General features: G+C 69.8%; 13 protein-coding genes. 9 read left to right on the forward strand and 4 right to left on the reverse strand.

What is annotated here, in order from left to right; genetic code table 11:
- The first annotated feature begins 1 nt into the window (after position 1).
- The 4 genes from ACWD68_RS06465 to ACWD68_RS06480 all read left to right on the forward strand — a co-directional run bounded on the left by ACWD68_RS06465 (position 2) and on the right by ACWD68_RS06480 (position 4138).
- Positions 2-1411 carry an MFS transporter gene (locus ACWD68_RS06465; RefSeq protein ID WP_451805332.1) on the forward strand — a complete coding sequence of 470 codons (1410 nt, stop codon included), beginning with the start codon at positions 2-4 and terminating at the stop codon, positions 1409-1411.
- Positions 1412-1421: 10 nt separating this feature from the next.
- Positions 1422-1931, forward strand: coding sequence for a MarR family winged helix-turn-helix transcriptional regulator (locus tag ACWD68_RS06470; protein ID WP_451805333.1), 510 nt, complete (start codon positions 1422-1424; stop codon positions 1929-1931).
- A 93-nt stretch (positions 1932-2024) separates the two neighbouring features.
- Positions 2025-2363 carry a DUF3817 domain-containing protein gene (locus tag ACWD68_RS06475; protein ID WP_451805334.1) on the forward strand — a complete coding sequence of 113 codons (339 nt, stop codon included), beginning with the start codon at positions 2025-2027 and terminating at the stop codon, positions 2361-2363.
- A gap of 74 nt (positions 2364-2437) precedes the next feature.
- The gene (locus tag ACWD68_RS06480) at positions 2438-4138 is read left to right on the forward strand and encodes an acyl-CoA mutase large subunit family protein (protein ID WP_451805335.1); all 1701 of its coding nucleotides are present in this window, start codon (positions 2438-2440) and stop codon (positions 4136-4138) included.
- Between the two features lie 329 nt (positions 4139-4467).
- Here ACWD68_RS06480 and ACWD68_RS06485 read toward each other — a convergent pair whose 3' ends face one another.
- Positions 4468-5094 (reverse strand): TetR/AcrR family transcriptional regulator, encoded by a 627-nt coding sequence (locus ACWD68_RS06485; RefSeq protein ID WP_451805336.1) that lies wholly within the window; start codon positions 5092-5094, stop codon positions 4468-4470.
- A 245-nt stretch (positions 5095-5339) separates the two neighbouring features.
- On the opposite strand from ACWD68_RS06485, the gene ACWD68_RS06490 reads away from it, so the two are divergent.
- From ACWD68_RS06490 to ACWD68_RS06505, 4 genes are all read left to right on the forward strand, one after another.
- Positions 5340-6314, forward strand: coding sequence for a tetratricopeptide repeat protein (locus ACWD68_RS06490; protein WP_451805337.1), 975 nt, complete (start codon positions 5340-5342; stop codon positions 6312-6314).
- Between the two features lie 619 nt (positions 6315-6933).
- Positions 6934-7569, forward strand: a complete 636-nt coding sequence (locus ACWD68_RS06495) for a DUF6230 family protein (RefSeq protein ID WP_385707551.1) — start codon at positions 6934-6936, stop codon at positions 7567-7569.
- Positions 7570-7686: 117 nt separating this feature from the next.
- On the forward strand, positions 7687-8265 hold the full coding sequence (locus ACWD68_RS06500) for a DUF6114 domain-containing protein (RefSeq protein ID WP_451805338.1): 579 nt from the start codon (positions 7687-7689) through the stop codon (positions 8263-8265).
- Positions 8255-9562, forward strand: a complete 1308-nt coding sequence (locus tag ACWD68_RS06505) for a hypothetical protein (RefSeq protein ID WP_451805339.1) — start codon at positions 8255-8257, stop codon at positions 9560-9562. The genes ACWD68_RS06500 and ACWD68_RS06505 overlap by 11 nt, the downstream gene beginning before the upstream one ends.
- A gap of 90 nt (positions 9563-9652) precedes the next feature.
- Here the strand turns inward: ACWD68_RS06505 and pyk are convergent, their stop codons facing one another.
- The 3 genes from pyk to pta form a co-directional block, all read right to left on the reverse strand.
- On the reverse strand, positions 9653-11083 hold the full coding sequence (gene pyk, locus ACWD68_RS06510; protein WP_451805340.1) for a pyruvate kinase: 1431 nt from the start codon (positions 11081-11083) through the stop codon (positions 9653-9655).
- A 96-nt stretch (positions 11084-11179) separates the two neighbouring features.
- Positions 11180-12442: an acetate kinase gene (locus ACWD68_RS06515; protein ID WP_451805341.1), complete on the reverse strand. Its 1263-nt coding sequence runs from the start codon at positions 12440-12442 to the stop codon at positions 11180-11182.
- On the reverse strand, positions 12439-14529 hold the full coding sequence (gene pta, locus ACWD68_RS06520; protein WP_451805342.1) for a phosphate acetyltransferase: 2091 nt from the start codon (positions 14527-14529) through the stop codon (positions 12439-12441). Before pta ends, ACWD68_RS06515 begins: the two co-directional genes overlap by 4 nt.
- Positions 14530-14784: 255 nt before the next feature.
- Between pta and ACWD68_RS06525 the strand changes: the two genes are divergently transcribed.
- The gene (locus tag ACWD68_RS06525; RefSeq protein ID WP_451805343.1) at positions 14785-15810 is read left to right on the forward strand and encodes an ATP-dependent 6-phosphofructokinase; all 1026 of its coding nucleotides are present in this window, start codon (positions 14785-14787) and stop codon (positions 15808-15810) included.
- Positions 15811-15977: the final 167 nt, after the last annotated feature.

The following is a 15977-nucleotide window of genomic DNA, read 5'->3' on the forward strand; positions in this document are numbered from 1 at the left end:
CATGCCAGAAGCAGAGAAGCAGGGCGCGGCGACGGTGCCCGCGCCGGCGGGCCCCGCGGAGAACGCCCCGAAGAGCACCCCCGGGACGGCCCCGACCGGCTACGGTCCCGTCTTCGCCGTGCCCGAGTTCCGCGCCGTCTTCGCCGCGCACGCGTTCTCGCTGCTCGGACTCGTCGTCAGCGAGATCGCGCTCTCCGTCCTCGTCTACGACCTGACGGGCTCTCCGCTGCTGAGCGCCCTGACGTTCGCGCTCGGCTTTCTGCCCTATCTGATCGGCGGAACCCTGCTCGCGGGCGTCGCGGACCGCTTCCCGGCCCGCCGGGTCCTGGTGGTGTGCGATCTGGTGTGCGCGGGAGGTGTGGCCGTGATGGTGGTGCCGGGCGCACCCATCGCGGTGCTGCTCGCGATGCGGGCCGCGCTCGCCCTGGTCGCTCCGGTCTTCCAGGGGACACGGACGGCGACCCTCGCGGACGTCCTGGGCGACGGGGAACTGTTCGTGCTCGGCCGCTCCCTGCTCCGGATCGTGTCGCAGAGCGCGCTGCTGGCCGGATTCGGCACCGGCGGGCTGCTGCTGACCGTCGTGTCGCCCCGCCACGCGCTCCTCGTCACGGTCTGCACCTTCCTGGTCTCCGCCGTGCTGCTGCGGTTCGGCACCCGGCGGCGGCCCGCGCGGGCGCACCGGGGGCAGGCTCTCGTACGGGACTCCCTCAGCGGCGCCCGTCAGGTGCTCGCCGACCGCAGGGTGCTCGTCCTGCTCCTGCTGTTCTGGGTGCCGCCGATGTTCGCCGTCGCCCCGGAGGCACTGGCGGCGCCGTACGCCGACGGCATCGGGGCCGGTTCGACGGGGCTCGGTCTGCTGATGTGCGCGCTGCCGGTCGGCACGATCGCGGGGGAGCTGTTCGCGGGTTCGCGGCTGCGGCCGGCCACCCGGAACCGGCTCACGCTCCCGCTGGTCTGCGTGACGCTGCTGCCCTACGCCGGCTACGCGCTGCGGCCCGGTCTCGGCTGGTCGCTGGTCCTGCTGGTGCTCGCGGGTGCCGGATCCGCGTACACCCTCGGCCTGGACCAGTGGTTCGTGCGGGCGGTGCCGGACGAACTGCTCGGGCGCGCGATGACGTTGAACACGGCCGGTCTGATGACGGTTCAGGGCCTGGGGATGGCGTTGTCGGGGGTGGTGGCGGAGTTCGCCGGTGTGCGGGCGACGGTCGTGGGCGCGGGCGTGCTGGGAACCGTGGTCTGTGCGGTCCTGGCGGTGGCGGCGCGGCGTACCGAACGGGGGGAGGAGCGGGGCGCGGGGAGAGGCCCGGAAGGTGTCGGGACCGGGCCGGCCGAGGGGGTCCTGATCCCGGCCGTCGCGGGGGCGGATACCGAAACGCGAGACGGGGCTGACCACGATGTGACCGGCCGGTAAGGTCTTTGGCGTGCCGAAGCCGCTCAGTCTTGCCTTCGATCCCATCGCCCGCGCCGACGAACACTGGAAGCAACGCTGGGGTTCCGTGCCGTCCATGGCCGCGATCACCTCGATCATGCGCGCCCACCAGATCCTGCTGGCCGAGGTGGACGCGGTCGTCAAGCCGTACGGACTGACCTTCGCGCGCTACGAGGCCCTGGTGCTCCTCACCTTCTCCAAGGCGGGCGAGCTGCCGATGTCCAAGATCGGCGAGCGGCTCATGGTGCATCCGACGTCGGTCACCAACACGGTGGACCGGCTGGTGCTGTCAGGACTCGTCGACAAGCGCCCCAACCCCAACGACGGGCGGGGCACCCTCGCCTCCATCACGGACAAGGGCCGCGAGGTCTGCGACGCGGCCACCCGCGACCTGATGGCGATGGACTTCGGACTCGGGGCCTACGACGCCGAGGAGTGCGGGGAGATCTTCGCGATGCTGCGGCCGCTGCGGGTCGCCGCGCACGACTTCGACGGCGAGTAGTCCGACGCCCGGCGGGGTGACGCGGGCCGGGGCGGGCGGCGAGGCGTGGGGGCGCGCGAAGATCGCGCAAATGGGGTCGTTACCCTCGTAGCCATGAAGAAGAGCGTGCTGACCCGCTACCGCGTCATGGCCTACGTCACCGGTGTGCTGCTGGTCCTGCTGTGCCTCGGCATGATCGCCAAGTACGGCCTGGGCGTCGACGGCGCCGCGGACTTCACTCGTGTCGTCGCCATCGCGCACGGCTGGCTGTACGTCCTCTACCTGGTCTTCGCCTTCGACCTGGGTTCCAAGGCGAAGTGGCCGGTCGGCAAGCAGCTCTGGGTGCTGCTGGCGGGCACGATCCCCACGGCCGCCTTCTTCGTGGAGCGGCGCATCAGCCACGAGCTGGAGTCCGAGGTAGCGGAGGGCACTCCCGCGGTCGCCAAGGCCTGAACCAAACCGCCGTACGGCATCGTACGGCGGTTTGCCATCGACATTTACTAGGACGTCCTAGTAAATTCGAGGGTATGGACGCTCACGCCATCGAGGAAGGCCGCCGACGCTGGCAGGCCCGCTATGACGCTTCGCGCAAGCGCGAGGCCGACTTCACCACGCTCTCCGGTGATCCCGTGGAGCCGGTGTACGGTCCCCGCCCCGGGGACAACTACGAGGGCTTCGAGCAGATCGGCTGGCCCGGCGAGTACCCCTACACGCGCGGGCTCTACGCCACCGGCTACCGAGGGCGTACGTGGACCATCCGGCAGTTCGCCGGATTCGGCAACGCCGAGCAGACCAACGAGCGCTACAAGAAGATCCTCGCCAACGGCGGCGGGGGCCTCTCCGTGGCCTTCGACATGCCCACGCTGATGGGCCGCGACTCGGACGACGCCCGTTCGCTCGGCGAGGTCGGGCACTGCGGTGTCGCGATCGACTCGGCCGCCGACATGGAGGTCCTCTTCCAGGACATCCCGCTCGGTGACGTCACGACGTCGATGACGATCAGCGGGCCCGCGGTGCCGGTCTTCTGCATGTACCTGGTCGCCGCCGAGCGCCAGGGCATCGACCCCGCCGTGCTGAACGGCACGCTCCAGACCGACATCTTCAAGGAGTACATCGCCCAGAAGGAGTGGCTCTTCCAGCCGGAGCCGCACCTGCGCCTCATCGGCGACCTGATGGAGCACTGCGCCGAGAAGATCCCCGCGTACAAGCCGCTGTCCGTCTCCGGCTACCACATCCGCGAGGCGGGCTCCACGGCCGCGCAGGAGCTCGCCTACACACTGGCCGACGGCTTCGGCTACGTGGAACTGGGACTCTCCCGCGGGCTCGACGTGAACGTCTTCGCCCCCGGTCTCTCCTTCTTCTTCGACGCGCACGTCGACTTCTTCGAGGAGATCGCCAAGTTCCGCGCGGCCCGCCGGATCTGGGCCCGCTGGATGCGGGACGTGTACGGCGCCACCTCCGAGAAGGCGCAGTGGCTGCGCTTCCACACGCAGACCGCCGGCGTCTCGCTGACGGCCCAGCAGCCGTACAACAACGTCGTGCGTACCGCCGTGGAGGCGCTCGCGGCGGTCCTCGGCGGCACGAACTCGCTGCACACCAACGCGCTGGACGAGACGCTCGCCCTGCCGTCCGAGCAGGCCGCCGAGATCGCCCTGCGGACGCAGCAGGTGCTCATGGAGGAGACCGGCGTCGCCAACGTCGCCGACCCGCTGGGCGGTTCCTGGTACGTCGAGCAGCTCACGGACCGGATCGAGGCCGACGCGGAGAAGATCTTCGAGCAGATCAAGGAGCGCGGACTGCGGGCGCACCCCGACGGGCAGCACCCCATCGGTCCCATCACCTCCGGCATCCTGCGCGGGATCGAGGACGGGTGGTTCACCGGGGAGATCGCCGAGTCGGCTTTCCAGTACCAGCGGTCGGTGGAGAAGGGCGACAAGCGGGTCGTCGGCGTCAACGTCCACCACGGGTCCGTGACCGGCGACCTGGAGATCCTCCGGGTCAGCCACGAGGTGGAGCGCGAGCAGGTGCGGGAGCTGTCCTCGCGCAAGGAGGGCCGCGACGAGGCCGCGGTGCGCGGCGCGCTGGACGCCATGCTCGCCGCCGCGCGCGACGGCTCCAACATGATCGCCCCCATGCTGGAGGCGGTTCGCGCCGAGGCGACGCTGGGTGAGATCTGCGGTGTCCTCCGGGACGAGTGGGGGGTGTACACGGAGCCCGCGGGCTTCTGAGAAACGCCTCCCTCACGCTCCCGGGGCCCTGCGGAGCCCGTGCCGGTGCTCACGGTGACTCCGGTGGCCCAGGGGCCGGGCTCCGACGACTCCAGCAGCCCTGTTGGCTCCGGGAGCCCTGGGGAGCCCCGTAGCCCCTGTCCGTCCCGCGTCCGGGGCCTGCCCCGGACACGGCCCCTCGAACGCCCGGGGCCGGCACCCTCGCGGGCGGCGGGGGCCGGACGCGTCGAGCCCCCGGCCGGCTCCCGGCATGCGCTCCGGACGGGCCCCGGCCGTTTCTCCGGTCGGGCCCAGCCATGGCACCGGCCGGCTCCCGGCCGTGGCTTCGTTCAGCCCTCGGCGGTCGCTCCGGTCAGGCCGAAGAGCAGGATCCGGGTGAACGAGCGCACCCACTCCTCGTCCGCGGGTTCCGCGCTGACCAGGGTGCGATGGACGACGGCTCCGGCGACCACGTCGAAGATCAGGTCGGCGGTGCGGGCGGCGGCGGCAGGGTCGGCCTCCGGAGGGAGTTCGCCCCGGGCCTGGGCGCGGGCACGGCCCTCCATGACCAGGCGCTTCTGGCGGTCGACGATGGATGTGCGGATGCGTTCGCGCAGCGGTTCGTCGCGGGTGGACTCCGCCACCACGGCCATCAGCGCCGTCTTCGCCTCCGGGCGGTCCAGGATCGCCGCGAACTGGAGCACCACACCCTCGATGTCGGCGGCCAGACTGCCCCGGTCGGGGAGTTCCAGCTCGTCGAAGAGGACGGCCACCGCGTCGACGACGAGCTCGTTCTTGCCCGCCCAGCGGCGGTAGAGGGTCGTTTTGGCCACCCCGGCGAGGGTTGCCACGTACCCCAACGTCAGCTTGGACCAGCCCAGTTCGACCAGCGCGGCGCGTGTCGCCTCCAGGATCGCGGCGTCCGCGGCGGCGCTGCGGGGGCGGCCCGTGCGGGCGGCCGAGGAGCGACATTGCATGTCAGTGACCATATCTGGCCTCTTCACCGTCGATATCCGGCGGTTCTGTGAAGCCGTGAGGGAGATCACCGGAAGACGGCACACGGGCAGGTCTCCGTCCAGTTACGCTACGACTCGTAGCGAAAGCTCGACCGCGGCGACAACCGCACAGGCGCCAGGTGGGGACCCGGCGCCGAACAGGCCTGACAGGGCTTGGCTTTCACAACGCTTTTCACACGTGCGCGAGGAAGGGGGAGGATGTACTCATGCAGCCACGGAACATGTCCATGAGCGGAGTCGTCGACCTCGCCGCGGTGAAGGCGGCCCAGGAGGCCAAGTCGAAGGCGGAGCAGGCGCGCGCCGACTCGGCCAGGCAGGGCGGCGGAGGCGGGGCCGTGACTCCCGCGAGCCTTGTCATCGACGTCGACGAGGCGGGATTCGAGCAGGATGTCCTGCAGCGCTCCACCGAGGTGCCGGTCGTCATCGACTTCTGGGCCGAGTGGTGCGAGCCCTGCAAGCAGCTGAGCCCGGTCCTGGAGCGACTGGCCGTCGAGTACAACGGGCGCTTCTTGCTCGCCAAGATCGACGTCGACGCCAATCAGATGCTGATGCAGCAGTTCGGGGTCCAGGGGATTCCGGCCGTTTTCGCGGTGGTGGCCGGTCAGGCCCTGCCGCTCTTCCAGGGGGCCGCCGCCGAGGCGCAGATCCGCGAGACCCTCGACCAGCTCGTCCAGGTCGCCGAGCAGCGCTTCGGCCTGACCGGGCTGACGGTCGACGCGGAGACCGAGCCGGGCGGGACCCCCGAGCCCGAGATGCCGGCCGGACCGTACGACGCGCTGCTGGAGGCCGCCGTACAGGCGCTGGACGCGGGCGACTTCGGCGGTGCCGTCCAGGCGTACAAGAACGTGCTCAGTGACGATCCGGGCAACACCGAGGCCAAACTGGGTCTTGCCCAGGCCGAGTTGCTCCAGCGAGTGCAGGGCCTCGATCCGCAGCAGGTGCGCAAGGACGCCGCCGAGAAGCCCGGCGACGTGCGGGCGCAGATCGCGGGAGCCGACCTGGACCTGGTCGGAGGCCATGTCGAGGACGCCTTCGGGCGGCTCATCGACACCGTGCGGCGCACGGTGGGCGACGACCGGGACGCCGTACGGCTCCGGCTGTTGGAGCTTTTCGAGGTGGTCGGGGCCGACGACCCGCGCGTGATCGCGGCGCGCCGGGCGCTGGCCAGGGCCCTGTTCTGACCAGTCCTTAAACGCCAGGGCCTGTGATGCCCAGGTGAAAGATTGGCCGACAGAGGGGCAAGTGGCCGCGCTTTACCAAAACTTGGTAAACGCGGCCGCTGTTACTCGTAGTAAGTCGAGGGCGTTGAACTGTCTGGTTCCGTCCATCAATAAACCGTTGTGTCACCCCGGGTGGCACCACCCTGCGTCGCCACCCGATACCGACGGGTCGTTGTTCGGTTATCCCGCCGTTACTAGCCAGTAACGAACCCCCTTGTGCGCGCGGCGAGAATGCACCACGATCGGCGACGCTCGGTCCATTACCGCACCCCGACAGCCAATCGGGTCGGCGGACTTTCTGGGTCCCCACCGAGTAGGACCGACGGCAGTGCGGTCGGTTCTTGGGCAGGGGGGTCTTTGCCGTCCGGCAGAGCCTGTCCAGCAGGTTGTGCGTGATGTGTGTCAGGCGCGACCAGTGGTTGTCGCTCGGGGGTGATCGCCGGTGATTCAGGTGCAATCGCACTTTTGGGTACGGGCGCTCTCCTTCCCGAGGACGTAGCACTTCTCCCATCCCTGCCCGGCTGAGCCGCCGAAACGTGGCAGTCAGGGTCAGGAGATGTACGTCCGAGAAGGAGGAAATATGGAGTCCCAGGTGCGTGGCGGAACCAGATGGAAGCGGTTCGCGGTCGTAATGGTGCCCAGCGTGGCCGCCACGGCAGCGATAGGTGTCGCCCTCGCGCAGGGCGCTCTGGCCGCGTCGTTCAGCGTCTCGGGTCAGTCGTTCAAGGTGTCGGCGGACAAGCTCGACGGTACTGGCTTCTCCCAGTACGGGGCGATCGACACCGGTTACACCCTCAAGGGTGAGAAGACGGCTCACCCCGTCGCGGTCTCGGCGTTCAAGAACGCCAAGATCACCAACATGTGTCAGTCGGTCGTCACCCCGGACGTCCCGTTCTTCGGTTCCGTCAGCCTCGTGCTGAAGGCCGGCGGCAACGGTACGCCGGTCGAGGCCGACAACCTGTACATCGACGTCGAGGACCTCGAGGCCAACGCGACGTTCCGTGGCATCGACATCGGTGTCGCCGCCAAGGACTCGACCAAGGGTCCGGGCATGAAGGGTGGCGGCGAGCAGGCCAACCCGTACGGGTTCGCCCAGCAGGCCGAGTCGGCCACGCTGACCGACGTGAAGCAGACGGCGTGGGCGACCACCGCCGGCACGTTCAAGCTCAGCGGTCTGAAGATGTCGGTCAAGGCCGGCGTCAAGGAGTGCTACTAAGCACCCCTGGGGCGGGCGAGGAGGCTGAGGCCGCTTCGCCCGCCCCGCTCCGCACGTCGTACGCGGAGCACTCAAGACGTACTTCTCACAGCAAAGCCGTTCCAGGGAGCTGTTTCCATGAGCGCCGAGACTCCTGCCGCGCCCGGCCAGAACGATGAGCACTACCTTCAGGTGTTCCGGCGGAACTTCCGCAACTGGAGGAGCGACCGCCCGTTCTGGGCCGGTCTGTTCATCGTGTTCGGCGGTTTTCCGATCGCCTACTTCCCGTACGCGAACCTTCAGCTCGGCCACCTGACGCTGGCGATGTCCACCACCGCCGGCGCCGGTTCCCTGATCATCGGCGTACTTCTCATCGTCCTCGGGATCAGCCTCTGGTTCCAGAAGCACGTACGGACGTTCGCGGGTGTCGCGGCGATCCTCCTCGCTCTGGTGTCCCTCCCGGTGTCCAACCTGGGCGGCTTCCTCATCGGCTTCCTGTTCGCCTTGATCGGCGGAGCCATGGCGGTCTCCTGGGTTCCGGGCGAGCCCGCTGAGGAGCTCACCGCGCCGGAGTCCCTCGCCAAGGAAGACGAGCCGGACGACCCGGCGGCCGAGCCCGTCGAGTTCGGCAAGCCGGCGGACGCTGTGGGCGACCCGAACGATCTGTCAGGAACGAGCCCGAGCAACGGGGCGAACGGGAGGCACAGTGCCGGCTGACGAGGTGATCCACGGGACTGATGTGGACGAGTCCCGTGTGAGAACCGGGCCGCGACACGCGGCCCCCAGGAAGCCGCTGTTCACCAGGTTCCAGATGCCCGCCGGCAAGGTGATAGCCATAGCGGCGATGCCGACGGCGGTGCTCATGGGAATGGGCCTCACCCCGACGCTCGCCCAGGCCGAGGACCACTCCACGTCCAGGAGTCTCACGGCCGACGAGTACCAGGCGTGCGTCGAGGCCGTGACCGGCTCCGAGGACGGCAAGGACGCGTCGGACACGGCGTCGCCCTCCCCCTCGGCGAGCGCGAGCGAGTCGTCCGACGAGGCCACACCGACCCCCTCCGCGTCGTCGGGCTCCACGGAGCCGGGCAAGGACTCTTCGTCGGATTCAGGTTCCGACGACGAGGCCGAGCCCACCCCCTCCGCGTCGTCCTCCTCCGCGAGCACGTCGGACAAGGCGGCGGAGAGCGCGGCCACACCGACCCCCTCGGCGTCGGAGAGCAGCAAGAACCCGCTCGACCCGCTGGGCGTCGGCGACGCCATCAAGGACATCCTCACGCCCGACGAGACGGCGAGCTCCACACCCACGCCGTCCGCCTCGGCGAGCGCGAGCGAGGACACGACCGCGTCCGACGGCAAGAACGCCTCGGACACCGTCAAGGACACGACCGACAAGGCCGTCGACACCGTCGAGAAGACCGTCAAGGACACCACCGACGCGGCCTCGAAGGCGGCCTCGGACACCACCGAGACGGTGAAGAAGGCTGAGGACGCGGTCACCGCCACGCCCAGCCCCTCCGCGAGTGCCACCACGGACGCCTCGGACTGCCCGGTCGCCACCGACGACGAGGGCGGCGTCGACAACCCGGTCACCCTGCCCGACGACCCCTGGTACCTCAACGCCAGCTCCCTGCTCCTCAAGGGCGCCGACTACCAGGGCATCGTCAAGGTGAGGACGGCCAACGGCAGCGTCAAGAAGGTCCTCAAGTACGTCATATCCGACGGCACCGACATCGGGGACCTGCACCAGACGGTGGACGACAAGCAGGCCGGCAAGACCTACCACGTGCAGGCCGCCAAGGGCTCGACGTCCACCATCCGTGACGGCAAGACGATCATGTACACGGAGAGCATCTCCGGGAACCTGCTCGGGCTCATCCCGATCACGTTCGACCCGGACAACCCTCCGCCGCTCAACATCCCGCTGATCTACTTCACCAAGGTGAAGGTCGTTCAGGCCGGTCAGTTCGGCGGCACCCTGACCGTCCCCGGACTGCACCAGTACACGACCGGCTGAGTCGTCCAGAGCCCGTCCGGGAGCCGCACAAACGCTGAGGGCGCCCCCTGTTCGCAGGGGGCGCCCTCAGCGGCGTACAGCGGGCCGGGATCAGGCCTGGCCGGCCTCGCCCAGGTGGTGCACCCGGACCATGTTGGTGGTGCCGGGGACGCCGGGGGGCGAACCGGCGGTCATCACGACGACGTCGCCCTCGTTGAACCGCTTGAGCTTCTGCAGCTCGTGGTCGACCAGTTCGACCATCTCGTCGGTGCTGTTCACGAACGGCACGACGTGCGACTCGACGCCCCAGCTCAGCGTCAGCTGGTTGCGGGTGCCCTCGTCCGTGGTGAAGGCCAGGATCGGCTGCGAGGCGCGGTAGCGGGAGAGCCGGCGGGCGGTGTCACCGGACTTGGTGAAGGCCACCAGACCCTTGCCGCCGAGGAAGTCGGCGATCTCGCATGCGGCGCGGGCGACCGAACCGCCCTGCGTGCGCGGCTTCTTGCCCGGGACCAGCGGCTGCAGGCCCTTGGAGAGGAGTTCCTCCTCGGCCGCGACGACGATCTTCGACATCGTCTTCACGGTCTCGATCGGGTACGCGCCCACGCTGGACTCGGCCGACAGCATGACCGCGTCCGCGCCGTCCAGGATCGCGTTGGCCACGTCGGAGGCCTCGGCGCGCGTCGGGCGGGAGTTGGTGATCATCGACTCCATCATCTGGGTCGCGACGATCACCGGCTTGGCGTTGCGGCGGCACAGTTCCACGAGGCGCTTCTGCACCATCGGGACCCGCTCCAGCGGGTACTCGACGGCGAGGTCGCCACGGGCCACCATGACGGCGTCGAACGCCGCGACGACGCCCTCCATGTTGTCGACCGCCTGCGGCTTCTCCACCTTGGCGATGACGGGGACGCGGCGGCCCTCCTCGTCCATCACCTTGTGGACGTCGTTCACGTCGTTGGCGTCGCGCACGAAGGACAGCGCCACCATGTCGCAGCCCATCCGCAGGGCGAAGCGCAGGTCCTCGACGTCCTTCTCCGACAGCGCCGGCACGTTGACGGCCGCGCCGGGCAGGTTGATGCCCTTGTGGTCGGAGATCACGCCGCCCTCGATGACGACCGTCTTGACCCGGGGGCCGTCGATCTCGACGACGCGCAGCTCGACGTTGCCGTCGTTGATGAGGATCTGGTCGCCCTTGGAGACGTCGCCGGGCAGACCCTTGTAGGTCGTGCCGCAGATGTGCTTGTCACCCGGCACGTCCTCGGCCGTGATGACGAACTCGTCGCCACGCTCCAGCTCGACGGGGCCTTCGGCGAAGGTCTCCAGGCGGATCTTCGGGCCCTGCAGGTCGGCGAGCACACCGATGGCGACACCGGTCTCGGCCGAGGCGGCCCGGACACGGTCGTAGCGGCCCTGGTGCTCGGCGTGGGAACCGTGGCTGAAATTGAAGCGAGCCACATTCATGCCGGCCTGGATCAGGGCGACCAGCTTCTCGTGGGAGTCGACCGCGGGGCCGAGAGTACAGACGATTTTCGAACGGCGCATGGGGCGATCCTATCGGTTTGTTTCGCTACGGAATATTCCGTCTGGTGGAAGATACAAATGGGCGGGCGGCCGCTCAGGCGTGGCTCTCCGGCCCGCTCAGGCAGTGCCCTTTCCGACCAGCGCATACGTCTGTGTGGCGATCTCCAGTTCCTCGTCCGTCGGCACCACGGCGACCGCGACCCGCGCGTACGGCGGTGAGATGAGCCGGGGCTCACCGCCGCGCACGGCGTTCAGGTCGCCGTCGACCGCGAGCCCCAGTTCCTCCAGGCCCGCGATCGCGGCCTCGCGCACCGGGGCGGCGTTCTCGCCCACCCCGGCGGTGAAGGCGACGGCGTCCACCCGGCCGAGGACCGCGTAGTAGGCGCCGATGTACTTCTTCAGGCGGTGGATGTAGATGTCGAAGGCGAGCCGGGCCCGCTCGTCGCCCTCGTCGACACGGCGGCGGATCTCCCGCATGTCGTTGTCGCCGCACAGACCGATCAGACCGCTCTTCTTGTTGAGCAGAGTGTCGATCTCGTCCGTGGACATCTTGCCGACGCGCTCCAGATGGAAGATGACGGCCGGATCCACGTCGCCGGAGCGCGTGCCCATCACCAGCCCCTCCAGGGGCGTGAGCCCCATCGAGGTGTCCACGCACCGCCCGCCCCTGACCGCCGACGCCGAGGCCCCGTTGCCCAGGTGCAGGACGATGACGTTGACCTCCTCGGGCGCCTTGCCGAGGAGCTCGGCGGTCGCGCGGGAGACATAGGCGTGCGAGGTGCCGTGGAAGCCGTACCGGCGGATGCGGTGCTCGTCGGCGGTCGCCACGTCGATCGCGTAGCGCGCGGCCGACTCCGGCATCGTCGTGTGGAACGCGGTGTCGAAGATCGCCACCTGGGGGAGGTCGGGGCGCAGCATCATCGCGGTGCGGATGCCGGTGAGGTTCGCCGGGTTGTGCAGCGGAGCCACCGGGATCAGTCGCTCGATCTCCGCGAGGACCGTCTCGTCGATGACCGTCGGTTCGGTGAAGGTCCGTCCGCCGTGCACCACCCGGTGGCCGATCGCGGCCAGTTCGGGGGAGTCCAGGCCGAGTCCGTCCACCGCCAGCTCCTCCGCCATCGCCTTCAGGGCGGCGTCGTGGTCGGCGAACGTGTCGGCCCTCTCGCGGGTCTCACCTGTCGCCGGCGTGGTGTGCCGCAGCAGGGAGGTTCCCTCACCGATGCGCTCCACCAGGCCGACGGCGAGCCGCGCGCCGTCACGCATGTCGAGCAGCTGGTACTTCACCGACGACGAGCCGGAGTTGAGGACGAGGACCCGCGCGGCCGACGGGGAGGCGGGCTCCTCGGACACGGCGGCGGAGGGGGACGGGTGGGCGCTCACTGCTGGGAAGCCTTCTGGTCGGGGGTCTGGGACTGGATCGCCGTGATGGCGACCGTGTTGACGATGTCCTGGACGAGCGCGCCGCGGGACAGGTCGTTGACGGGCTTGCGCAGACCCTGGAGCACCGGGCCGACGGCGATCGCGCCGGCCGAGCGCTGCACGGCCTTGTAGGTGTTGTTGCCGGTGTTGAGGTCGGGGAAGATCAGCACGGACGCCTGCCCGGCGACCTCCGACTCCGGCAGCTTGGTCGCCGCGACCGACGGCTCGACGGCGGCGTCGTACTGGATCGGCCCCTCGATACTCAGGTCACCGCGGCGCAGCCGCACCAGCTCGGTCGCCTCGCGCACCTTGTCGACGTCGGCGCCCGAACCCGAGGTGCCCGTGGAGTACGACAGCATCGCGATCCGCGGCTCCACGCCGAACTGCTCCGCGGTGGCGGCCGACTGGATGGCGATGTCGCAGAGCTGCTCGGCGTTCGGGTCGGGATTCACCGCGCAGTCGCCGTAGACCAGGACCTTGTCGGCCAGGCACATGAAGAAGACGGACGAGACGATCTTCGAATCCGGCCGGGTCTTGATGATCTCGAACGCGGGCCGGATGGTCGCGGCCGTCGAGTGCACGGCCCCCGACACCATGCCGTCGGCGAGGCCCTCCTGGACCATGAGCGTCCCGAAGTAGTTGACGTCCGCGACGACGTCGTAGGCCAGCTCGACCGTGACTCCCTTGTGGGCGCGCAGCTGGGCGTACTTCTCGGCGAAGGAGTCCCGCAGCGGGGAGGTCTGCGGGTCGACGATCTGGGTGGCGCTGATGTCGATGCCCAGGTCGGCGGCCTTCTTGCGGATCTGGTCGACCGGGCCGAGCAGGGTCAGATCGCAGACACCCCGGCGCAGCAGCACCTCGGCGGCGTGCAGGACGCGCTCCTCGGTGCCCTCGGGCAGCACGACGCGGCGCCTGTCGGAGCGGGCCTGCTCCAGCAGCTTGTGCTCGAACATCATCGGGGTGAGCCGGTCGCTGCTGGGCGCGGAGACCCGCTTGAGCAGGTCGGTGGTGTCCACGTACCGCTCGAAGAGGCCGAGCGCGGTCTCCGCCTTGCGGGGCGTGGCCGCGTTCAGTTTGCCCTCCAGGGCGAACAGCGCGGTCGCGGTGGGGAAGGAGTTCCCGGCCACCGAGACGACCGGGGTGCCGGGCGCGAGGCGGGCCGCCAGCGTCAGGATCTCGCTGCTGGGCCGCTCGTCCAGGGTGAGCACGATGCCGGCTATGGGCGGGGTGCCGGCGCTGTGCGCGGCGAGCGTGCCGATCACCAGGTCGGCGCGGTCCCCCGGGGTGACCACGAGACATCCCGGGGTCAGCGCCTGCAGGAAGTTCGGCAGCATCGCGCCGCCGAAGACGAAGTCGAGCGCGTCGCGGGCGAGCCCCGCGTCGTCGCCGAGGAGAACCTTGCCGCCGAGCGCGTGGGTGATCTGCGCGACGGTGGGAGCGGAGAGCGCGGGCTCGTCCGGAAGGACGTAACAGGGCACCGGAAGACGGGAGTCGAGCCGTTCCAGGATCTCCGTCCGGTCCTCCGGGGCCACCCGGTTCACCACCATCGCGAGGACGTCGCACCCCAGCCCGTCGTACGCGCGGTAGGCGTTGCGCGTCTCGGCGCGCACCGACTCGGCGGTCTGGCCCCGGCCGCCGACGACCGGGATCACGGACGCGGCGAACTCGTTCGCCAGGCGGGCGTTGAGCGCCAGCTCGTCGGGGACCTGGGTGGCGGAGAAGTCGGTGCCGAGGACGAGGACGACGTCGTAGTCGCGGGCGACCAGGTGGAACCGGTCGACGAGCGTGGAAACCAGCTCGTCGGTGCCCTGCTCGGCCTGGAGCGCGGACGCCTCGTGGTAGTCCATGCCGTACACCGTCGCCGGGTCCTGCGCGAGCCGGTAGCGGGCCCGCAGCAGCTCGAAGAGCCGGTCCGGACCGTCGTGCACGAGCGGACGGAACACCCCCACCCGGTCGACCTGGCGGGTCAGCAGCTCCATGACCCCCAGCTCGACGACCTGGCGGCCGTCACCTCGGTCGATCCCGGTCACGTACACGCTGCGCGTCACGCGTGCTCTCCATCCGTCTCGTCGCCAGGCGGTTTTCTGGGCTCGGAAAAGGGCCCACCAACGTGAGCAGAACCCTCTTGACAATACCTCCGGCGCTGGCTAGGACGCCCGCCAGGGCAAACGTCCTGGTCGGGCGGGACCGGCGTTCCGGCCCGCCCGGCGGACGCCCGGCGGAGGGAATCGGCGGGGCACCTCGGGCCATGAAACAATCGAACCGGCTCACACGAATCAGCAGGGAGCAGGAGACACAGCACGATGCGCATCGGAGTTCTCACCGCAGGCGGCGACTGCCCTGGCCTGAACGCAGTGATCCGGTCGGTCGTGCACCGAGCGGTCACCAACTTCGGGGACGAGGTCATCGGCTTCGAGGACGGCTACGCCGGGCTCCTCGACGGCCACTACCGCAGCCTCGACCTCAACGCGGTCAGCGGCATCCTCGCCCGCGGCGGCACCATCCTCGGCTCCTCCCGGTTGCAGCGCGACCGGCTCCGCGAGGCCTGCGACAACGCTCAGGACATGGCCCGCGAGTTCGGCATCGACGTGCTGATCCCGATCGGTGGCGAGGGCACGCTCACGGCGGCGCGGATGCTGTCGGACGCGGGCCTGCCCGTGGTCGGCGTGCCGAAGACGATCGACAACGACATCTCCGCGACGGACCGCACCTTCGGCTTCGACACCGCCGTCGGCGTCGCCGCGGAAGCCATGGACCGTCTGAAGACGACGGCCGAGTCGCACCAGCGTGTGATGGTCGTCGAGGTCATGGGCCGGCACGCCGGCTGGATCGCCCTTGAGTCCGGCATGGCGGCCGGCGCCCACGGCATCTGCCTGCCCGAGCGGCCCTTCGACCCGTCCGACCTCGTCGCGATGGTCGAGGAGCGCTTCGCGCGCGGCAAGCGGTTCGCCGTCATCTGCGTCGCCGAGGGCGCCCACCCCGCCGAGGGCACCATGGACTACGGCCACGGCGCGATCGACCAGTTCGGCCACGAGCGCTTCCAGGGCATCGGCACCGCCCTCGCGTACGAGCTGGAGCGACGCCTCGGCAAGGAGGCCAAGCCGGTCATCCTCGGCCACGTCCAGCGCGGCGGCACGCCGACCGCGTACGACCGCGTCCTCGCCACCCGCTTCGGCTGGCACGCCGTCGAGGCCGCGCACCGCGGCGACTTCGGCAGGATGACCGCGCTGCGCGGCACGGACATCGAGATGGTGCCGCTCGCGGACGCGACCACCGAGCTGAAGACGGTGCCGAAGGACCGGATGGACGAGGCGGAGTCGGTCTTCTAGTCCCCGAGGGGGACGGATGGACGAGGCGGAGTCGGTCTTCTGGTCCCCGCGGGGGCGAGGGTCCGGCCGGACGCCCTGCGCGGTGCCCGCCCACCCCTCAACCAGGAGTGGTCACCCTCAAACAATAAAGACTTAAGGGGTAAAACAAAGTGGCAGCGGAGATCGTC

The organism is Streptomyces sp. NPDC005141, from assembly GCF_053599975.1.